Origin of the sequence: Streptomyces sp. NPDC001373 (genome assembly GCF_042895815.1) — a bacterium.
GTDB lineage: Bacteria > Actinomycetota > Actinomycetes > Streptomycetales > Streptomycetaceae > Streptomyces.
This window is the reverse complement of record NZ_JBIAWQ010000004.1, coordinates 153083-173376: the sequence shown is the minus strand read 5'-3', so window position 1 is coordinate 173376 and position 20294 is coordinate 153083. Positions and strand designations below refer to the sequence as shown.

At 75.3% G+C, this 20294-nt stretch carries 18 protein-coding genes; 10 read left to right on the top strand and 8 right to left on the bottom strand.

Annotated elements, in window-relative coordinates:
* Positions 1-3 precede the first annotated feature (3 nt).
* On the top strand, positions 4-981 hold the full coding sequence (locus ACFY15_RS11745; RefSeq protein WP_390685818.1) for a DUF3068 domain-containing protein: 978 nt from the start codon (positions 4-6) through the stop codon (positions 979-981).
* On the opposite strand, the gene ACFY15_RS11740 is transcribed toward ACFY15_RS11745, so the two are convergent.
* Complete coding sequence (locus ACFY15_RS11740) at positions 968-3757, bottom strand: ATP-dependent RNA helicase (protein WP_390685819.1); 2790 nt, start codon at positions 3755-3757, stop codon at positions 968-970. The two genes, ACFY15_RS11745 and ACFY15_RS11740, sit on opposite strands and share 14 nt — an antisense overlap.
* 4 nt (positions 3758-3761) lie before the next feature.
* Positions 3762-4598 (bottom strand): class I SAM-dependent methyltransferase, encoded by an 837-nt coding sequence (locus ACFY15_RS11735; protein ID WP_390685820.1) that lies wholly within the window; start codon positions 4596-4598, stop codon positions 3762-3764.
* 369 nt (positions 4599-4967) lie between these two features.
* Between ACFY15_RS11735 and rpsA the strand changes: the two genes are divergently transcribed.
* From rpsA to ACFY15_RS11715, 4 genes are all read left to right on the top strand, one after another.
* Positions 4968-6482: a 30S ribosomal protein S1 gene (gene rpsA / locus ACFY15_RS11730; RefSeq protein ID WP_042812805.1), complete on the top strand. Its 1515-nt coding sequence runs from the start codon at positions 4968-4970 to the stop codon at positions 6480-6482.
* Between the two features lie 269 nt (positions 6483-6751).
* Positions 6752-7690 carry a PAC2 family protein gene (locus tag ACFY15_RS11725; RefSeq protein ID WP_390685821.1) on the top strand — a complete coding sequence of 313 codons (939 nt, stop codon included), beginning with the start codon at positions 6752-6754 and terminating at the stop codon, positions 7688-7690.
* A 57-nt stretch (positions 7691-7747) separates the two neighbouring features.
* The gene (coaE, locus tag ACFY15_RS11720; protein ID WP_390685822.1) at positions 7748-8377 is read left to right on the top strand and encodes a dephospho-CoA kinase; all 630 of its coding nucleotides are present in this window, start codon (positions 7748-7750) and stop codon (positions 8375-8377) included.
* Between the two features lie 82 nt (positions 8378-8459).
* Positions 8460-8864 (top strand): tetratricopeptide repeat protein, encoded by a 405-nt coding sequence (locus tag ACFY15_RS11715; RefSeq protein ID WP_390685823.1) that lies wholly within the window; start codon positions 8460-8462, stop codon positions 8862-8864.
* 174 nt (positions 8865-9038) lie between these two features.
* Here ACFY15_RS11715 and ACFY15_RS11710 read toward each other — a convergent pair whose 3' ends face one another.
* Entirely contained in the window at positions 9039-9299 is a 261-nt protein-coding gene (locus ACFY15_RS11710; protein WP_390685824.1) for a DUF6343 family protein, read from the bottom strand.
* Positions 9300-9460: 161 nt separating this feature from the next.
* Between ACFY15_RS11710 and ACFY15_RS11705 the strand changes: the two genes are divergently transcribed.
* Positions 9461-12283: a DEAD/DEAH box helicase gene (locus ACFY15_RS11705; protein WP_390685825.1), complete on the top strand. Its 2823-nt coding sequence runs from the start codon at positions 9461-9463 to the stop codon at positions 12281-12283.
* Positions 12280-13485: an SWIM zinc finger family protein gene (locus ACFY15_RS11700; protein ID WP_390685826.1), complete on the top strand. Its 1206-nt coding sequence runs from the start codon at positions 12280-12282 to the stop codon at positions 13483-13485. The genes ACFY15_RS11705 and ACFY15_RS11700 overlap by 4 nt, the downstream gene beginning before the upstream one ends.
* Here ACFY15_RS11700 and ACFY15_RS11695 read toward each other — a convergent pair.
* Positions 13466-14014, bottom strand: coding sequence for a hypothetical protein (locus ACFY15_RS11695; protein WP_390685827.1), 549 nt, complete (start codon positions 14012-14014; stop codon positions 13466-13468). The two genes, ACFY15_RS11700 and ACFY15_RS11695, sit on opposite strands and share 20 nt — an antisense overlap.
* A 127-nt stretch (positions 14015-14141) precedes the next feature.
* On the opposite strand from ACFY15_RS11695, the gene ACFY15_RS11690 reads away from it, so the two are divergent.
* The gene (locus ACFY15_RS11690) at positions 14142-14828 is read left to right on the top strand and encodes a chaplin (protein ID WP_390685828.1); all 687 of its coding nucleotides are present in this window, start codon (positions 14142-14144) and stop codon (positions 14826-14828) included.
* On the opposite strand, the gene ACFY15_RS11685 is transcribed toward ACFY15_RS11690, so the two are convergent.
* Positions 14821-15480: a DUF2293 domain-containing protein gene (locus ACFY15_RS11685; protein ID WP_390685829.1), complete on the bottom strand. Its 660-nt coding sequence runs from the start codon at positions 15478-15480 to the stop codon at positions 14821-14823. The genes ACFY15_RS11690 and ACFY15_RS11685 overlap by 8 nt on opposite strands.
* A gap of 154 nt (positions 15481-15634) precedes the next feature.
* Between ACFY15_RS11685 and ACFY15_RS11680 the strand changes: the two genes are divergently transcribed.
* Positions 15635-16132, top strand: coding sequence for a hypothetical protein (locus ACFY15_RS11680; protein WP_390685830.1), 498 nt, complete (start codon positions 15635-15637; stop codon positions 16130-16132).
* Here ACFY15_RS11680 and ACFY15_RS11675 read toward each other — a convergent pair.
* Complete coding sequence (locus ACFY15_RS11675) at positions 16096-17541, bottom strand: WGR domain-containing protein (protein ID WP_390685831.1); 1446 nt, start codon at positions 17539-17541, stop codon at positions 16096-16098. The two genes, ACFY15_RS11680 and ACFY15_RS11675, sit on opposite strands and share 37 nt — an antisense overlap.
* A 93-nt stretch (positions 17542-17634) precedes the next feature.
* Here ACFY15_RS11675 and ACFY15_RS11670 point away from each other — a divergent pair, with 93 nt between their 5' ends.
* Positions 17635-18273, top strand: coding sequence for a uridine kinase (locus ACFY15_RS11670; protein ID WP_390685832.1), 639 nt, complete (start codon positions 17635-17637; stop codon positions 18271-18273).
* Positions 18274-18332: 59 nt separating this feature from the next.
* Here the strand turns inward: ACFY15_RS11670 and ACFY15_RS11665 are convergent, their stop codons facing one another.
* Together ACFY15_RS11665 and ACFY15_RS11660 are read right to left on the bottom strand one after the other, a co-directional pair.
* Entirely contained in the window at positions 18333-19226 is an 894-nt protein-coding gene (locus tag ACFY15_RS11665) for a carbohydrate kinase family protein (protein WP_390685833.1), read from the bottom strand.
* Positions 19223-20155 carry a pseudouridine-5'-phosphate glycosidase gene (locus tag ACFY15_RS11660; protein WP_390685834.1) on the bottom strand — a complete coding sequence of 311 codons (933 nt, stop codon included), beginning with the start codon at positions 20153-20155 and terminating at the stop codon, positions 19223-19225. The genes ACFY15_RS11665 and ACFY15_RS11660 overlap by 4 nt, the downstream gene beginning before the upstream one ends.
* Positions 20156-20294: the final 139 nt, after the last annotated feature.

The window sequence follows — 20294 nt, the reverse complement described above, 5'->3', positions numbered from 1 at the left end:
GCCGTGCGACGCAGAGCGAGCCTCGTCCTGCTGGCCCTCGCCGTGTTCTGCGCAGCCCTCGCACCGCTGCTGCGCTGGTACGCGTACCCCCGCCTGGCCAAGATCCCGCCGAACCAGTACCAGACGGTCGTCCTGGAGGCCAAGGACGCCACCCTCCTCGACTACACCGGAGGGATGCAGCCCAGGAAGGTCGACAAGGTCACCATCGTCCAGACCCTCAAGGGCGACGTCGAGGCGTCCCGGGAGATCGAGGCCGACGCGGGCAGGGACGTCGTCGTCTGGGACACGCTCACCTACATCATCGGCCCGGACGGCAAGATGGTCTCGCGGATCCCCGAGCGCTACATCTTCGACGCCCACACCCAGGACCCGGTGCACGCCACCGGCGAGACGGTCGACGGCGACCCCGTGAAACGCGAGGGCATCGAGTTCAAGTGGCCCTTCTTCACCGAGCCGCGCGACTACCTCTACTTCGACGCCCAGACCCGGACCTCCTCGCCGATCCACTACGCCGGCCCCCGCACCTACCGCGGCATGGACGTCTACTACTTCGAGCAGACCGTCCCCTGGACCAAGGTCCCCATGCCCAAGAAGATGCCGATCGAGGGCATCGACCCGGCGACCATCGAGCAGACCACCGGGACCACCCTCTGGTACACGGCCAGGGTCCGCTTCTGGGTCGACCCGGTCACCGGCGCGCCCGTCAACGCCGAGCAGGACATCCAGCAGGAGATGCGTGGCGGCATCGCGGCCGGCGCCCCCGAGGGCCGGCTCACCGCCTTCGCCGGCCACGTGACGATGCGCGAGGACTACGCGAAGTACACCCGCGACCTCGTCGCCGCCAACCGTACGAAGGTCCTCGCCCTCCACACCTACGCCCCGGCCGGCCTCGCCCTCGGCGGCCTCGTCCTCCTCGCGGCCGCGCTCTGGCTGGAGGCCCGGGGCCGCCGGGCCCCGGGCTCCCCGGTCAGCGGCCCCTGAGCCGGGCGTTGGTGTGGCGGGTGGGCTCGGCCGTCGCCGGGTCCTTTGGCCACGGGTGCTTCGGGTAGCGCCCGCGCAGCTCGGCGCGCACCGCGCGGTAGCCGCCCTGCCAGAAGGAGGCCAGGTCGGCGGTGACGGCGGCGGGCCGCCCGGCGGGCGACAGCAGGTGCACGAGGACGGGCACCCCCGCCACCCGGGGCGTGCGCGCCAGCCCGAACAGCTCCTGGAGCTTCACCGCCAGCACCGGCTGCTCGCCCGTGTAGTCCACGCGGATCCGGGAGCCGCTCGGCACCTCGATCCGCTCCGGGGCCAGCTCGTCGAGCCGGACCGCCTCGCCGGTGGCCCAGGGCAGCAGCCGGTTCAGGGCCTGCCCGGCGTCGATCCGGCCCAGGTCGCCGCGGCGCCGGGCCCGCGACAGCTCCGGCTCCAGCCAGTCGTCCGCCCGCTCCAGCAGCGCCGCGTCGTCCGCCACGTCGGGCCAGGCGCCGCCGAGCGTACGGTGCAGGAAGCCGAGGCGGGCGCGGAGCGCCACCGCGTCGGGCGACCAGCGCAGCAGGCCGAGCCCCTCGTCGCGCAGCCCGTCCAGCAGGGCGGCCCGCACCAGCGCCGGGTCGGGATCCCGCAGCGGCCGGACCACCAGCTCGATCGCCCCGAGCCGCTCGGCCGCCCGCGCGACCACGTCGCCGTCCTCCCAGCGCACCTCCTCGCCCGAGGCCAGCAGGTGCGCGGCGGCGGCCCGGGCGGTGTCCTCGTCCAGGACGGCGGCCAGCCGCACCCGTGCGGACACGGAGTGCGGGGCACGGTCGGCGACGGCGACCGCGAGCCAGTCCGCGTGGCGCAGACGGGACCCGTCGGCGAGCTCGGCCCCGGTCCCGGAGGCCATGAGGAAGCCGCCTGTGCCCTTGGCCTTCGCGACCCGCTCGGGGAACGCGAGGGCCGCGACCAGCCCGGCGGCATGGTCGTCGGCGCCGACGGCGCGGCCGTCGCCGGGGAGCAGGTCCCCTCCCCGCCCTTCGCCCGTTCCCGGACCCGTCGCGGGGGCTGGGCCCCGGCCGTGACCCGCACCGGGATCCGGCCCCTCCGGCGTTTGGGGGGCGGGGTCCGGGGCGGAGCCCCGGCGGTTCGGGCGCGCAGCGCCCGACGGGCGGCGGCCGGGGTCGCACACCCCCGTTCCGGGAAGGGGCGGGGCGGGGGAGAGGCTCCGCGCGGTGGTGTCCTCGCCGCCCCCGCCACCGGTGGCGGGAGCTTCGGCCCGGACCACCCGGCGCAGGCGGCCGGCCTCCGCCCGCCACCGGGCCGCGTACGCGTCGCCGCCCCGCCGCGCAGCCTGCCACGCGGCGGCCAGGTCGTCTCCGTATCCCCGCGGCGGCTCCTCGCTCAGCAGCGCCACCACCTCCGCCGCCCGCCGGTCCCCGAGCACGGCGGAGCCGTCCAGCAGGGCGCGGCCCAGCCGCGGGTGCAGGCCCAGCCGGGCCATCCGCAGCCCCCGCGCGGTCGGCCGGCCGGCCGTGTCCACCGCGCCGACGGCCGACAGCACCTCCCGGGCCGCGGCCATCGCCCCGGCCGGCGGCGGGTCCAGCAGCGCGAGCCCCGACGCGTCCGGGTCGCCCCAGCAGGCGGCCTGGAGCGCGAACTGCGCCAGGTCCGCGATCCGGATCTCGGGGGAGGGGAAGGCCGGCAGCCGCCCGTCCTCCGCCTCCGACCAGCACCGGTACACCACGCCCGGCGCCTCCCGCCCGGCCCGGCCCGCCCGCTGGCGGCCCGCCGCCCGGGAGGCCCGTACGGTCGCCAGCGCGCCCAGCCCCCGGGCGTGGTCCACCCGCGGCTCGCGGGCCAGCCCCGAGTCCACGACCACCCGGACGCCCGGAACGGTCAGGCTCGACTCCGCGACCGCCGTCGAGAGGATCACCCGCCGGTGCGCCGAGGCGGTCAGTGCCGCGTCCTGCACGGCGGCGGCCGCCCGGCCGTGGACCTGGAGCACCTCCGCGTCCACCCTCCCGCCGACTCCGTCGGGGGGACCCCCGCCCAGCTGCCCGGCGACCCGGGCGATCTCGCCGACACCGGGCAGGAAGCACAGCACGTCGCCGGAACGTTCCGCCAGCGCCCGGCGCACCACCGAGGCCACGTGCGCCAGCTGCGCCGGATCCACCCGCATCCCGTGCGGCGGCCGCACCGGCCGGGCGGGCGGCGCCCACACCGTCTCCACCGGGTACGAGACCCCCGCGGCCTCCACCACGGGCGCGTCCCCCAGCAGCCGGGCCCAGCCCGCCGCGTCGGTCGTCGCCGACGCCGCGACCAGGCGCAGCTCCGGGCGCAGGGCCGCGCGGACGTCCAGCAGGAAGGCGGCGACGGTGTCGGCGTCCAGGTGCCGCTCATGGCACTCGTCCAGGACCACCACGTCCACCCCGGCCAGCTCCTGGTCGCGCTGGAGCCGCTGGAGCAGCACCCCGGTGGTCACCACCTCCACGAGGGTGGAACGGCCCGCGAGCCGCTCCCCGCGCACGGTGAAGCCCACCGAGTCCCCGACGGCCTCGCCCAGCAGCCAGGCCATCCGCCGGGCCGCCGCCCGGGCGGCGATCCGCCGGGGCTCGGCGACCACCACCCGGCGCCGCGGGCCCCCGCCGACCAGCCCGGCCAGCACCAGCGGGACCAGCGTGGTCTTGCCGGTGCCCGGCGGGGCGCACAGCACGGCCGCGCCGTGGCCGTCCAGCGCCCGGGTGAGGGCCGGCAGGGCTTCGCGTACGGGCAGGGCGTCGAGGGCGGACTCGCGGATCAAGGGCTCAGTCCCGCTCGCACACGAAGACGGCCGTGCCCGGGATCAGGTTGCCGCGCAGCGGGGACCAGCCGCCCCACTCCTGGGCGTTCCACTCCGGCCACTCCGGCTCCACGAGGTCCAGCAGCCGGAAGCCGCCCGCGACCACGTCCCGGACCCGGTCGCCGAGGGTGCGGTGGTGCTCGACGTAGACGGCACGGCCCTGCTCGTCCTGCTCGACGTAAGGGGTCCGGTCGAAGTAGGAGGCGGACACGGACAGCCCCTCGGGGCCGGGTTCGTCGGGGAAGGCCCAGCGGATCGGGTGGGTGACGGAGAAGACCCAGCGCCCGCCGGGGCGCAGCACGCGGTGCACCTCGCGCATGACGTTGACCGGGTCGGCGACGAAGGGGACGGCCCCGTAGGCGGAGCAGGCCAGGTCGAAGGAGCCGTCGCGGAAGGGAAGCCGGCCGGCGTCGGCCTCCACGAGGGGGACCTCGCCGCCGATGCGCAGGGCGTGCTGGAGCTGGCGGTGCGAGAGGTCCAGGGCCACCGGGCGGGCGCCCTGCGCGGCGAGCCAGCGCGAGCACTGGGCGGCGCCGGCGCCGATCTCCAGGACGTCCTTGCCCTGGAGGGAGGCGGCGGGGCCGAGGAGCTCGGCCTCCTCCTCGTCCAGGCCCTCCGGCCCCCAGACGAAGCGGTCGTCGCCCAGGAACGCGCCGTGCTCGCTCTGGTACTCGTCGGCGTTGCGGTCCCACCAGCCGCGGCTCGCGCGGCTGCTCTCCGCCTCCCCGGCCTCGCGCCGGGTGGCCTCGGCGTCGTCCTCGCCCTCGGGCGCGTCTTCGGGGGCGTAGTCCTCTTGGTTCATGGGGCCCGTCGTCGTAGTCTGCGGATGGCTGGTGCACCCGGACGGCTGAAAGTTCGCGCGGATCGCTCATCAGGGCGTTCCCGCCCACGAATTGTGCCGGTTATGAGGTGATCCGCCCGCGGTGTGCGCCTTCGCGCATTGACCCTGTCCGGCTGCCCCCGTATGCTACAAGTTGCGCTGCGAGCCTGTGCTCCTCAGACATAGCAGGCTGCGCTTGCATCTGTTGAATGTCCCCTCGGTTTTCGAGGCCCCTACCCCTTGCGGGGGATGGGCTTCCTTGGCTGTCCGGCTTCATCGGCAGATGCCGATAAGGGCTCCCGGCGTAGCAGTACCTACGACTTTCTGTCCGTAACCGGAGCCCTTTCCCACATGACGAGCAGCACCGAGACCACCGCCACCACCACTCCGCAGGTAGCGGTCAACGACATCGGTAACGCGGAAGCCTTCCTGGCCGCGATCGACGAGACGATCAAGTACTTCAACGACGGCGACATCGTCGACGGCGTCATCGTGAAGGTCGACCGGGACGAGGTCCTGCTCGACATCGGTTACAAGACGGAAGGCGTGATCCCGAGCCGCGAGCTCTCGATCAAGCACGACGTCGACCCGAACGAGGTCGTCAAGGTCGGTGACGAGATCGAGGCCCTGGTTCTCCAGAAGGAGGACAAGGAAGGCCGCCTGATCCTGTCCAAGAAGCGCGCTCAGTACGAGCGTGCCTGGGGCACGATCGAGAAGATCAAGGAAGAGGACGGCATCGTCACCGGTACCGTCATCGAGGTCGTCAAGGGTGGTCTCATCCTCGACATCGGCCTCCGCGGCTTCCTCCCGGCCTCCCTGGTCGAGATGCGTCGCGTCCGCGACCTCCAGCCCTACGTGGGCAAGGAGCTCGAGGCGAAGATCATCGAGCTGGACAAGAACCGCAACAACGTGGTCCTGTCCCGCCGTGCCTGGCTCGAGCAGACCCAGTCCGAGGTCCGCCAGACGTTCCTCACCACCCTGCAGAAGGGTCAGGTCCGCTCCGGCGTCGTCTCCTCGATCGTCAACTTCGGTGCGTTCGTGGACCTGGGCGGTGTCGACGGCCTCGTGCACGTCTCCGAGCTGTCCTGGAAGCACATCGACCACCCGTCCGAGGTCGTCGAGGTCGGCCAGGAGGTCACCGTCGAGGTTCTCGACGTGGACATGGACCGCGAGCGCGTCTCCCTGTCGCTGAAGGCGACGCAGGAGGACCCGTGGCAGCAGTTCGCCCGGACCCACCAGATCGGCCAGGTCGTCCCGGGTAAGGTCACCAAGCTGGTTCCGTTCGGTGCGTTCGTCCGCGTGGACGAGGGCATCGAGGGTCTGGTCCACATCTCCGAGCTGGCCGAGCGCCACGTGGAGATCCCGGAGCAGGTCGTCCAGGTCAACGACGAGATCTTCGTCAAGGTCATCGACATCGACCTCGAGCGTCGCCGGATCTCGCTGTCCCTCAAGCAGGCCAACGAGTCCTTCGGTGCCGACCCGGCGTCGGTCGAGTTCGACCCGACCCTGTACGGCATGGCCGCGTCCTACGACGACCAGGGCAACTACATCTACCCCGAGGGCTTCGACCCCGAGACCAACGACTGGCTCGAGGGCTACGAGACCCAGCGCGAGACGTGGGAGCGCCAGTACGCCGAGGCGCAGGTCCGCTTCGAGCAGCACCAGGCGCAGGTCATCAAGAGCCGCGAGGCCGACGAGGCCGCTGCCGCCGCGGGCGAGACCGCCCCGGCCGCCGGTGGCAACGCCGGTGCGGGCATCTCCGGTGGCTCCTACTCCTCCGAGGGTGCGGACGAGACCTCCGGCGCCCTGGCGTCCGACGAGGCCCTGGCCGCGCTCCGCGAGAAGCTGGCCGGCGGCCAGAGCTGATCGCAGCGCAGCGTGCACACCACGCTCCGGCGTGAGGTGAGCTGAACGACGAGGCCCGTCCCCTTCGGGGGGCGGGCCTCGTCGCGTTGCCGGGGGAGTCCCCGTCGGGGCAGGGGCGGCTCGTCCGCGGAAGGGGGCTCGTCCGCGGAGAGGGGCTCGTCCGCTGAGGGGGGCTTGTCGCGATCCCGTGAATCCGGCCAACTGGGGAATGGCGGGGCGTCCTTGGACGTTCCCAGCAGAGAACACGGCGAGAGGGAGGAGTGGTGACGGTGCTTGATCCACAGGGTCTGTACGAATGGGACGCCAAGGGTCTGGCGGTGGCCGACGTGGCGCTCGCCCAGGACTCGGCCGGACTGGTCATGCTCTACCACTTCGAGGGGTACATCGACGCCGGCGAGACCGGGGAGCAGATCGTCGAACGGCTCCTGGACACCCTGCCCCACCAGGTGGTGGCCCGCTTCGACGCCGACCGGCTGGTGGACTACCGGGCCCGCCGCCCGCTGCTGACCTTCCAGCGCGACCACTGGACGGAGTTCGAGGAGCCCCGGCTGGAGGTCCGCCTCGTCCAGGACGCCACCGGCGCGCCCTTCCTGCTGCTGTCGGGCCCCGAGCCGGACGTGGAGTGGGAGCGCTTCGCCGTCGCCGTCCGCCAGATCGTCGAGCGGCTCGGCGTGCGCCTCTCGGTCAACTTCCACGGCATCCCCATGGGCGTCCCGCACACCCGGCCCGTCGGCATCACCCCCCACGGCAACCGCACTGACCTCATGCCCGGCCACCGCAGCCCCTTCGACGAGGCGCAGGTCCCGGGCAGCGCGGAGTCGCTGGTCGAGTTCCGGCTCGGCCAGGCCGGGCACGACGTGCTCGGCGTCGCGGCGCACGTCCCGCACTACGTCGCCCGTTCCTCCTACCCCGACGCGGCGCTCACCGCGCTGGAGGCGATCACGGCCGCGACCGGACTGGTCCTGCCGGCCGTCGCCCACGCCCTGCGCACCGAGGCCCACCGCACGCAGACGGAGATCGACCGGCAGATCCGCGAGGGCGACGAGGAGCTCGTCAGCCTCGTCCAGGGTCTGGAGCACCAGTACGACGCCGCCGCCGGGGCCGAGACCCGCGGCAACATGATCGCCGAGCCGGCCGAGATCCCGACGGCGGACGAGATCGGCCGCGAGTTCGAGCGGTTCCTCGCCGAGCGCGAGGGCGAGGCGTAGCGGGACCGAGGGGATGCGGCCGGAGCCGTCCGGGGGAGGGGCGCTAGGGTGCTGGGCATGCTGAAGGTGGGCCTGACAGGCGGAATCGGCGCCGGCAAGAGCGAGGTCTCGCGGCTGCTGGCGGGGTACGGGGCGGTCGTCGTGGACGCCGACCGGATCGCGCGGGAGGTCGTGGAGCCCGGTACGCCCGGCCTCGCGGCCGTGGTGGAGGCCTTCGGGGACTCCGTGCTGACCGCCGACGGAACGCTCGACCGGCCCAGGCTGGGCACGATCGTCTTCGCCGACCAGGAGAAGCTCCGGACCCTGAACGCGATCGTGCACCCGCTGGTCGGGGCCCGGTCCGCCGAGCTGGAGCGGGCGGCGGGGCCCGGCGCGATCGTGGTCCACGACGTCCCGCTCCTCACCGAGAACGGGCTCGCGCCGCTGTACGACCTGGTCGTCGTCGTGGACGCCGCGCCCGGGACGCAGCTGGCCCGGCTGACCGCCCTGCGCGGAATGACCGAGGAGGAGGCCCGGGCCCGGATGGCCGCCCAGGCCACCCGGGAGCAGCGGCTGGCCGTGGCCACCCTGGTGATCGACAACGACGGTCCGCTGGAGGCGCTGGAGCCCCAGGTCCGCCGGGTGTGGGAGCAGCTCGCCGCCCGGGCCGCCGCCGCGCGCGCGGAGTCCGGGGCTCCGGGGGAGTAGCCGGGCGGTGCCGTCGGGTGACGGGGAACAACCGCGGAGCACAGGCGCGTTGAGGGCGTGCGCAGAGGGAAGGAGACACACTGTGCCCGACACCACGCCCACGCCGCCGTCCCCGCCGGAGTCCTCCGGCCCCCCGACTCCCGAGACCCACGTCATCGACTACAGGGCCGCCGAGCAGCTCCTCGCTGCCCGGGACCCGCGCGGTGCGGTCCGGCTGCTGGACTCCGTCATAGCCGCCCATCCGGAGAACACCGCAGCCCGGCTGCTGCGCGCCCGGGCGTTCTTCGCGGCGGCGCAGCTGCGGCCGGCGCAGCTGGAGTTCGAGCTGGTCCTGGAGCGGGAGCCGGACAACGCCTTCGCCCACTTCGCGCTGGCCCGCACCCACCAGCGCTCCGGCCGGCACGAGCAGGCCCGCCGGCACTTCCGGCTCGCCGCCGCCCTCGACCCCCAGCCGGAGTACCTGGCCGCGGCCCGCTTCGAGGGCTGACACACCGGCGGACGGGCCCCGCAGGTCTTCCGGGAGCGCCCGGGTCCGGCGGGGCCGCCCGGGGCCGGTGCCGCGGCGGGTCGGGGCCGGCGCCCCGGGCCGACCGGTGCGGGCACGCTCGTGCGAGAACCCGGCGCCCGGCGGGGCCGGCCGCCCGTGGTGGCCGGTGGTGCGTCAGCGGCTATGCGGGGGTTCGTACGGGGGGATGTCCCGGCCCGGCTGGTAGTGCGGCCCCTGGTGGATGTGCCGCACCACGACCGCCAGGTCCACGGCGGCCAGCACCGCCAGCGCCGCGCAGGCCGCGGCCCACCCCGGCCGTTCGGCCAGCGAGAACACGGCCGCCCCGGCGGCGGCCCAGATCAGCCCCCACAGACTGAGCCAGAAGCGCAGCCGCAGCGGACTGCGGGCGGTCAGGGGTTCGTTTCCGGTGCGCATGGTCGTCCCTCGTCCGACGGAGACCTCCCTTCCATGGTTGCACGCCCTAGGGGCTTTGCGTATGCCCAGGTCAGCGGCGTTGTCAGTGGCCACGCCTAGACTCGGCGGCAGTGGATCCGCCATGACCGGGCGGAGCCGAGCACCAGGGAGGGGGACCCCCCGTGACCACGCAGCCGCCGCCGCAGCCCCTGCTGCGCCGGGCCGCCGTGTTCCTGCCCGCGGCCGTCCCCCGGGAGGGGCGGATCGCCTTCTGGTGCCCCGAGGGGGAGCCGCTGCCCGAGGGCGCCGGGACCCCGCATCCGCTCCAGGTGGTGCGGCCGCACGGCCCGGGGGTCCGCACCCGCACCGTGCCCGCCATGTCCCTGTCCGTGGCCGAGGCCCTGCCCCTGCTGGTAGGGGCCGCCCGCAGCCCGGCCGCCCATCCCGCCACCCGTGCCTGGGGCACCGCCGCCGTCCAGGCACTGGTGCTCACCGCCCGGGGCCGCCTGCTGCCCGGGCTCACCCCCGAGGGGGTCGACGCCTGGCGTGCGGGGCCGCTCGACGCCGATGACGTCGGGTACCTGCGCGCCGTCGCAGCCGCCCTCCCGCACGAGGGGTACGCCACCCCGCTCGCCGGGCGCCGCCCGCTGGCGCTGCCCGAACCGCAGGCCCTGGTCCGGGCGTTCCTCGACGCCGTCGCCGACACCCTGCCCCGCACCCCCGCCGCGCCGTTCGCCGCCGGACCGCCCTTCGCCGCGGCGGAGCCGCAGCCCGTGCCCGGGATACGGGAGTGGGCCGCGCAGGTCGCGGCCGGCACCGACGCCGGGGTGGGGATCTCCCTGCGCCTCGACCTGTCCGCCTTCCGCCTGTTCGACGAGGCCGCGCCGGAGGACGTCCGCCGCGCCGGGGCCGCCGTGGTCCAGGTGCACAGCCTCGCCGACCCGACCCTGGTGACGGACGCCGCGCAGCTGTGGGCCGGCGCCGCCGCGTCCGGGTTCGGGCCGCGCGCCCGGATCGACGCCGTGCTCGCGCTGCGCCGGGCCGGCCGGGTCTGGCCGCCGCTGCTGCGCCTGCTCGACCAGCCCGTGCCCGACGCCCTCGCCCTGTCCGACCCGGAACTCGAAGACCTGCTGGGCGCGGCTGCGACCCGGCTGGAGCGGGCCGGGGTCGTCGTCCACTGGCCGCGCGAGCTGGCCCGTACCCTGACCGCGACCGCCGCCGTCCGGCAGGCCGCGCCCGGCTCCGCCATCGACGGCACCGCCTTCTTCGACGCCGCCGGGCTGTTCGCGTTCTCCTGGGAGCTCGCGCTGGGCGGGGACCGGCTCACCCCGTCGGAGATGGACGCCCTCGCCCAGGCCCACCGCCCGGTGGTGCGGCTGCGCGACCAGTGGGTGCGGGTCGATCCCGAGCTGGTGCGCAAGGCGCGCAGGCGGGAGCTGGGACTGCTGGACCCGGTGGACGCGCTGGCCACCGTCCTGACGGGGAAGGCCGAGGTCGACGGGGAGACGGTGGAGGCCGTCCCGGTGGGGGCGCTGGCCGCGCTCCGGGACCGGCTGACGGGCGAGCCGGGACCGATGGCGGCCCCGGCGGGGCTGAAGGCGGTGCTGCGGGACTACCAGCTGCGCGGTCTGGCCTGGCTGGACCTGATGACCTCGCTCGGGCTGGGCGGTTGCCTGGCCGACGACATGGGCCTGGGCAAGACGGTCACGCTGATCGCCCTGCACCTGCACCGGGCCCGTCCGGAGCCCACGCTGGTGGTGTGCCCGGCGTCGCTGCTGGGGAACTGGCAGCGGGAGATCGAGAAGTTCGCGCCGGGCACGCCCGTGCGCCGCTTCCACGGCGGAGACCGCAGCCTCGACTCCCTCGACGGCGGCTTCGTCCTCACCACCTACGGGACCATGCGGGCCTCGGCCGCTCGGCTGGCCGCCCAGAGCTGGGGACTGGTCGTCGCCGACGAGGCGCAGCACGTCAAGAACCCGCACTCCGCGACCGCGAAGGCGCTGCGCACGATCCCGGCCCCGGCCCGGGTGGCCCTCACCGGCACCCCGGTCGAGAACAACCTCTCCGAGCTGTGGGCCCTGCTCGACTGGACCACGCCCGGACTGCTCGGTCCGCTCACCACCTTCCGCGCCCGGCACGCCCGCCCGGTGGAGCACCAGACGGAGGAGGACGGGGGCAACGAGGAGGCCGTCGCCCGGCTGGCGGCGCTGGTGCGGCCGTTCCTGCTGCGCCGCAGGAAGTCCGACCCCGGCATCGCGCCCGAGCTGCCGCCGAAGACCGAGACCGACCACCCGGTGTCCCTGACCCGGGAGCAGGTCTCGCTCTACCAGGCGGCGGTGGAGGAGGCGATGGCCGTGATCGAGGGGAGCGAGGGCATCGAACGGCGCGGCTTGATCATGAAGCTGCTGGCCTCGCTCAAGCAGATCTGCAACCACCCCGCCCAGTACCTGCGGGAAGCCGATCCGCGCATCCCGCACCGCTCGGGCAAGCTCGCCCTGCTCGACGAGCTCCTGGACACCATCCTGGCCGAGGGCGGCTCGGTCCTGGTCTTCACCCAGTACGTGACGATGGCCCGCATCCTCGAACGCCACCTCGCCGCCCGCGGCGTCCCCACCCAGCTGCTGCACGGAGGCACCCCCGTGCCCCGCCGCGAGGAACTCGTCGACCGCTTCCAGTCCGGCGAGGTCCCCGTCTTCCTGCTCTCCCTCAAGGCCGCCGGGACCGGCCTCAACCTCACCCGCGCCGGCCACGTCGTCCACTACGACCGCTGGTGGAACCCGGCCGTCGAGGAACAGGCCACCGACCGCGCCTACCGCATCGGCCAGACCCAGCCCGTCCAGGTCCACCGCATCATCGCCGAAGGCACCGTCGAGGACCGCATCGCCGAACTCCTCGAAACTAAGCGCGCCCTCGCCGACGCCGTCCTCGGCTCCGGCGAAGCCGCCCTCACCGAGCTCGGCGACCGGGAGCTGGCCGACCTCGTCTCCCTGCGGAGGCCCGCGTGATCACCGCGCGGGAGGACCGCCGCCGCAGCTTCGAGACCGTGCCCGCCGGGGCCGGGGCCGCCACCTGGTGGGGCCGGGCCTGGGTGGGCGCCCTGGAGGAGCGCGCCCCGGACGCGGCCCGCCTCGCGCGCGGCCGCGCGTACGCCGCCGAGGGCCACGTCGACGCGGTCACCGTCACCCCCGGCCGGATCGTGGCCTACGTCCGCGGCAGCAAGGCCCGCCCGTACCGCACGGAGCTGGCCCTGGCCGCCTTCACCGACGCCGAGTGGGCCGAGGTGCTGGAGGAGGTGGCGGCCGATCCCGCCGCTCTGGCGGCGCTGTTGGAGCGGGAGGTCCCGCAGTCCCTCGCCGGGCGGATCCTGCCCGGTGCGGGCGAACTCCGCGCCCGCTGCTCCTGCCCGGACCCGGCGAGCCCGCCCTGCAAGCACGCCGCGGCCCTCTGCTATCGGGCGGCCCGCCTTCTCGACACCGACCCGTTCGTCCTGCTTCTCCTGCGCGGACGGGGCGAGCGGGAGCTCCTCGACGACCTCGCCCGCCGCAACGCCGCCCATGCCGCGCGGGAACGGCCCGACGCCGTAGCGGACTTCCCCGGCGTCCCGGCCCGCGCGGCGGCGGCCCGTACCGTCCTGCCCCCGCTGCCCGCCCCGCTCGCCGCACCCGCCGCGGCGGGCCAGCCGCCCGCCTACCCCGCCGACCCGGCGGCCCCGGACCCGCTGGCGCTGGAGCAGCTCGCCGGCGATGCCGCCGCCCGCGCCCTGGCCCTGCTCACCACGGGCGAGGACCCGATCGGCGGGCTCGGGCTCTGGCAGGACGCCGTCCGGCTGGCCTCCGCGCATCCCACGGCCGGCCTCACCGGAGCCGCCCGCGCTCTCTACCGGGACCTGGCCCGGGCCACCGGGCGGACCACCACCGACCTGGCCCGGGCGGCCGCGGCCTGGCGGCAGGGGGGTTTGCCCGCGCTCACCGTCCTCGACGAGCCGTGGGACCCGCCGGCCGGACCCTTCGACCGGGCCCGTCCCAGCCTGCTCGCGGCCGGCCTGGGCTCCTTCCGCCCCGAGCACAACCGCCTCACGGACCGCACCCGCCAGCTGCGGCTCGGCCGCGAGGGTCTCTGGTACGCGTACGAGTGCCGCCCGGGGACGGACGACTGGTGGCCCACCGGCCGGCCGTCCCCGGACCCGGTCAGCGCCCTGCGGGGGTGAGCCCGGCCGCCCAGGCGGACAGGGCGGTGAAGTCGCGGTCGCGCAGGCCGTGACGGGGGTGGACGCGCAGCAGGAGGGCCGGGGCCGGATGGTGCTCGCGCACCCAGGCCCGGTCCTGCGGGGTGATCATGTCGTCGACCCAGGCGAAGGGCCGGCCGGCCGCCCAGTCGAGCAGGTGCCGGGTCTTCCAGGAGAGGCCGTCCGGGTCGCGGACGAAGAGCTCGGGCCAGTCGACGACGGGGAGGTCGGCGGGCAGCCCGATGTGCGGGGCAATCAGGGTGTTGGCCTGGTGCGTCCAGGCGGTGGCCCAGGCGAGTTCGAAGGGCAGGGCCAGCAGCCGGGCGCCGTGCGAGGGGTGGAGGCGTACCCGCACGCCGCGCCGTGCCCGCCGGGACTCCGGGTCGCGGTAGGCGAGCCAGACGTCCGGGCGCATGCGGTGGCTGGTGTAGCCGCGCAGGCCCGCGGAGAGGGACCGGAAGGGGTTGAGCGGGCCGTCCACGTCCAGCAGGAGCAGGGGGCGTTCAGTCATGAAGTAGGCACTACCCAGTACACGATGGAGTGAAATGCCTACCGGCTCTATAACCCGAACGGGTCTACCGCGTTGTCTCCGGTACGGGCGCGACGCCCCTGAAACCCTCCGGAAGGCAGGAAAACTGATGCGTCACAGTCGTCGGAACGGCTTGATCGCGGCGATGGTCGCGGGCGGCGGCCTGGCAGTGGCGGGGGTGGGCCTGGCCCACGCCGACGCCGATGCGGGCGGATCCGCCGAGCGGTCGCCGGGGCTGCTCTCGGGGAACCTGGTGCAGCTGCCGGTACAGGTCCCGGTCAACGTGTGCGGGAACACCGTGAACGTGGCGGGAGTCCTCAACCCCGCCGCGGGCAACCGCTGCACCGACGCGGCCCCGGGCGGCGGGCACCCCGATCCGGGGCCCGCCCATCCGGCGAAACCCGGATCCGTCCAGGGGGGAGGGGCCGTCGCGCAGGGTGGTGCGAAGGGATCGCCGGGGCTGCTCTCGGGCAACGGCGTCCAGCTCCCCGTGGACCTCCCGCTCAACGTCAGCGGGAACTCGGTCAACGTCGTCGGCGTCGGCAACGCCTCCCACGGGAACACCTCCGTGAACGGCGAGATCCCCACCGGAGCCAAGCCGCCCCAGCCCGTACCGCCGGTGACCGATCTGCCGGCCACCCCGCCCCCGACCGCGCCGGCCGCCCCGTCCCTGCCGCCCGGCGACACCTCGGCCCTCGCCCACACCGGCTCCGACGGCCTCGGCTACCTGCTGCCCGGCAGCGGCGCCCTGCTCCTCGGCGGAGTGCTCCTCTACCGCCGCTTCCGCGTCAGCTGACGGGGCCCGCGCGCCAGCCGTCGAGGATCGCGTCGATGCGCGCCGCCAGCCGGGCACGGGCCTCGAACCGGTGCACCCCGGACATCAGCAGCGCGTCGTACTCGGTGTCGGTGTGCCGCACGGCCGCCCGGACCGCCATCGACACCGCCTGCCCGTCCAGGGCCCGGCCGGCCGCGGTGCGGCCCACCCGCCCGCTGCCGCGCACCGAGGCATGGGCGGCGATCGCCTGAGCCCGCTCGGGCGGGCAGCCGGGGAACAGCCGGAGTATCTCGGCGGCGAAGGCCGCCGTGAACCGTACGTCCTCGGCCGCGCGGCGGCGCCGGTCGCGCTCCCTGCGCCGGGCCCTGGCGTCGGCGTCGGCGAGGCAGGCCCGCTCGGCACGGGCCAGCGCGGCGTCCTCGACCAGCAGGCCCTGGCGCTCGTAGCGGCGGCGCCCCCGATGCCGGCGCACCACGACGGCCGACAGCGAACTCGCCTCCCGCGCCCTGCGCGTGAGCGCCGCGTCGCCGCGCGGCAGGTACACGAGGTGCCCGAGGTCGGCGCAGTCCAGACAGCGCGGCACACCGGCCTCACGGACGAGGCGGCGCAGGGGGCCCTGTCGGCAGTCGGCGCAGTGGATCGGCTTCTGTGACTCGAAGACGACGAGACTCATGCCGTTGTGATACCGCCGACCGGGTCCTCTATCACCTTGCGGGGATGGGTTATTGGTTATTCCGAAAATCTGTCCGGACCTCGCGGCCTCGGCCTAGCGTCACCCGGTACGGGCCGCGGCGAGCCCATGGGGGAGAGCGCAGGGAGGACAGCGTATGGGCGGACGGCAGGCCATGGCGGATCGGCGACCGAGAACCGGGGGCCCGGCGGACCTCACGGGCCGGGAGGTCGTCATCGCACCCGGCGGCTGCACGGGCTGGCACTACCACCTCGTCCCGCTGATCGCGGTCGTGGCCTCCGGCACCCTCACCCGGATCCTGTGCGACGGCACCGTCGAGGTCCACCCCGCGGGGGCCACCTTCGTCGAACCCGAAGGCCACGACCACGTCCATCTCGGCCGCAACCTCGGCACCGCCCCCGTCGTCCTCCACATCACCTGCGGACTCGCCGACGACCAGCCCTGGGCCGTCCCCGCCCCGAAGCCGCCCGGCGCCACCCCCTGCGACTGTCCGGACCACACCTGCGCGACGGTCCCCGCGCGCCCGCGGGCCGTGCCGTGGAGACCCCCGTCCACCACGGCACCGCCCGCGGACCGCAGCCCCGGCGGCCCGACGGGTCAGACCAGCCGGCGTATCTCCCCGCGCACCCGGTAGAAGCCACCGGTCGCCGCGTGCAGGCCGTCCACCACGTACCGGGCCCCGGCCTCCCGTATACCGCGCGGGAACTGCACGTTCCAGCTCGGTTCGAAGCCGTCCGACACCACCTGCACCCGCATCCGCCCGCCCACCTGCACACACTCGACCACGACACCGCCCGACGGCACCGAGGCGACCGAGACCGTCGCCACCGCGGCCGCCGAGGCCGCCGGGGTGAAGACCGGCAGCGCCGCCGCGGACTTCACGTCCACCGCCGCCGGCACGGACCCCTGCTGGGCAGCCGCGATCGCCGACTCGCTCGCGTCCACGCACACCAGCGAGCCGTCCGTCGTGACCAGGTAGAGCCGCTCGTCCAGGTACTGCATCGACAGCGCGGACCCGCCGCCGGTGCCCAGCTTCCACAGCCGCCGCCCGTCGGCGTCGAAGCAGTACACCGAGGACGAGGAGTCACCGGCGAACACGTGGCGGCCGTCCGGTGACGTCGCGCACGAGTACACGGCCGCGTCGCACGGGTACGAGGCCTCGACCGCGCCCGTCGCCTTCGACAGCCGCTGCACGGTGTTGCGCACCGTGCCCGCGTACACCGCCTCCTGCTCCTGCCATCCGAACAGCACCCCGCCGGGCGTCCCGGTGTGCCACAACTGGCCCGTGCCGTCCGCCGCGTAGGCCGTCACACCGCCGCTGTGGCCGTGGTACACCGCCCGCTCGTCCGCCCGGACCATCCAGGCACCGCCGCCGGCGGACCTGCGCGACCACTGGTGCTCGTCCTCGTGGTCGATGACGGTCAGGCCGCCGTTCGCGTCGGAGACGTTGAGCACGCCCTCGTGGATGTCGAGCCAGTAGATGTCGACATCGGCCGCTATCCCGTACGCCGCGAACGGCACCTTCGACGACAGGTCGTACACCGTGCCGTCGTCGCAGCCCGCATAGATCCAGAACTCGTCCGCGACCAGGCACTTCACCCCGTCCGGCAGCGAGTAGCGGGCGAGCACCTCGCCTCCGTGGCTCACCGTGTAGACGTCGCCGGCCTGGTTGCCGACCCAGCAGCGGTCCTCGTCCACGTGGATGCCGAAGGCCGCGGAGCCGGTGCGGAAGCGCCACAGCACCGGCGCCACCGCGCGGGCCGTCGACGGCGCCGAGGCCACCTGCCGGCGAGTCACCGCCCGCGCGGCCCGCGCCCCCCGCACCGCCGGGGCGTACCCCTTGCGGACCTTCTCGCCGATCTTCTTGGCCGCGGCCGCCCGGGCCTTCTCCACGGTCGGGAACGACGAGCTCTGGAGCTGCCCGGCCGCGCCGATGCGCCCGTAGCGCACGGAGACCTGGACGCCGTCCACGGTCACCTCGTAGAACTTGTGCGCCGCGCCGTCCTCCTGCGACAGCTCCAGGTACGTCGTCTCCCGAGCCATGACAGACCCCTCCCCAAAGAGTCGGACCGCCGGCTCCTGTTCACCGGTGATCCCTCGTGAAAAACGCTAAGCGCGACCACTGACAATGGGCCCGTGAAGCTCGAAGCGATCACCTGGCAGCGGATGGCCGAGCGGCTCGCCGGCCACCTCGGCGCGCCCCCGGAGGGCGGTACGTGGCACCGCGTGGGCATCGACGGGGCGCCGGCGGCCGACACCGGCGTCCTGGCCGGGGAACTGGCCGAGGCCCTGCGGCTGCGCGGCCGGTCCGTGCAGGTGGTGGGGGCCGGGGGGTTCCTGCGGCCGGCGTCCCTGCGGTTCGAGTTCGGGCGGGAGGACGTGGACGCGTACCTCGGCGGCTGGTACGACACCGGCGCGCTGTGGCGCGAGGTCTTCGCGCCGACGGACCCGGGCGGCAGCGGGCGGGTCCTGCCCGACCTGTGGGACCCGGTGACCGACCGCGCGACCCGCAGCCCGTACGTCGAACTCCCCCCGGGCGGAGCCCTGATCGTGCACGGCCCGCTGCTGCTGGGCCACTGGTTCCCCTTCGACCTGAGCGTGCACGTCAGCCTCTCGGAGGGGGCGCTGGCCCGGCGCACGGCCCCCTCCGAGCGCTGGACCCTGCCCGCGTTCGCCCGCTACGCCCGCGAGACGGACCCGGCGTCGACGGCGGACGTCCTGGTCCGCGCGGACGACCCCCGCCACCCGGCCTGGGCCGGCCTCCGCGACCGCTAGTGCTCCGGCCGGCCGGCGGGGCCGGGGTCAGACCCGGGCGGCTGCGGGGCCGGGTCGGTTCAGGGGCGGCCGCCCAGGCGGGTCACCGCTCGGGCCGCCGCGCGGCAGCCCGCGCGGGTGGCGGCCGTCGGGGCGGCGCCCGACAGGCGGGCGGCCAGGAAGCCGCCGGTGAAGGCGTCCCCCGCCCCCGTGGTGTCCACCGCGTCCGCGGGCTCCGCCTCGACCTCGGCCGTGATCCGCCCGCCCTCGGCGACGAGGGCCCCGCCCGTGCCCCGCGTCACCACCACCAGCGGCACCCGCCGGCTGAGGGCCTCCGCCGCCCGGGCCGTGTCCGGCAGGCCGGCCAGCAGCCGGGCCTCGTCCTCGTTCGGCAGGAGGACCTCGACGCCCGCCACCGCCGCCAGGAAGGCCTCGGGGCCCAGTTCGGCCAGAAACCCCGCCGACGCAGGGTCCACGCTGACCGGCACCCCCCGCGTCCGCGCGGCCCGCAGCGCGACCAGGGCCAGCTCCCGGCTCGGTTCGGCGAAGAACAGGTAGCCGGACAGATGGAGGTGGGCCGCGCCGTCCAGCAGCGCGGGCGCCCAGTCGGCGGGGCACAGCCGCAGGGAGGCCCCGCTGTCGGTCAGGAACGTCCGCTCCGCGTCATCCCCGACCAGCGCCACCACCGTTCCGGTCGGCTCGGCCGGGTCCACCACCAGCCGGGGCCGCACCCCGGCGTCGACCAGCGCCCGCTCGTGCCAGCGCGCGGACTCGCACCCCACGCGGGCGAGGAGCCGCACCTCGGCGGTGCCCGTACTGGCCGCCCAGCAGGCCGCGTTGGCGCCGGCCCCACCGGGCAGCGTGCGGATGCGGGCGGCGGTGTCCGTGGCCGGGGCGAGGGGCTCCCGGTGCACCGCCACCACGTCCGTGACCACGTCCCCGACGACCAGCAGCGCACCCGGTGCCCCCGTCACGCCCGGTCCGCCCACGCCCCGGCGATCCGGGCCCCGAGCCGCACGTTGCCCCGTACCGCCGCCAGGTTCGCCTCCAGCGAGGCCCCGCCCGTCGCCCGCACCAGGAACCCCAGCAGGAACGGGGTCACCGCCTGCCCCGTGATCCCGCGCTCCCGGCACTCGGCCAGCGCCTGCGCCAGGACGCGGTCGTGGAGGCCGGGGTCCAGCTGCTCCTCCACGGGCACCGGGTTGGCCACCACCAGGGCGGATCCGGGTCCGCCCACGGCGTCCTGGGCGGCCATCACGTCCGCCACCTCCTCCGGGCGCTCCACCGTCCAGTCCACCGGCTCGCCGGAGTCGGCCAGGTAGAACCCGGGGAAGCGGTCCGTCCGGTAGCCGACGACCCCGACGCCGAGCGTCTCCAGCCGCTGGAGCGTGGCGGGGACGTCCAGGATCGACTTCACCCCCGCGCACACCACCGTGATCCGGGTGCGTGCCAGCAGCGACAGGTCCGCCGACTCGTCCTGGGTCTGCGCGAACTCCCGGTGCACGCCGCCCAGTCCGCCCGTGGCGAAGACCCGCAGGCCGGCCCGCGCGGCCAGGTGGGCCGTCGCCGAGACCGTCGTCGCGCCCGTGGCACCCGCCGCGAGGGCCGGGGCGAGGTCGCGGTGGCCGAGCTTGCGCACGCCCTCGGCCCCCGCGATCCGCTCCAGGCGGGCCTTGTCCAGGCCCGCGTACGCCACCCCGTCGACCACCGCCACCGTCGCCGGGACCGCGCCCTCCGCCCGGACCAGCTCCTCCAGTTCCAGGCCCACCTGGAGGTTGCGGGGCCGGGGCAGGCCGTGCGCGATGATCGTCGACTCCAGGGCGACGACGGGCCTGCGCGCGGCGAGGGCCTCGCGCACCTCGTCCGACAGGACCGGGACCTCGGATGCTCTGTGCTGTGGCATGTCCCCATCCATGGCACGGGATGCGGAGCCCCAAACGCGCCCCTCCCCACTCCGGCGCGAAGCCGCCCCCGCGGCTCGACGGAGTGACGCGTGCGCCGCGTTCGCGCTGGACGCTCTGATCACCCCGCGGCCGGTGCGA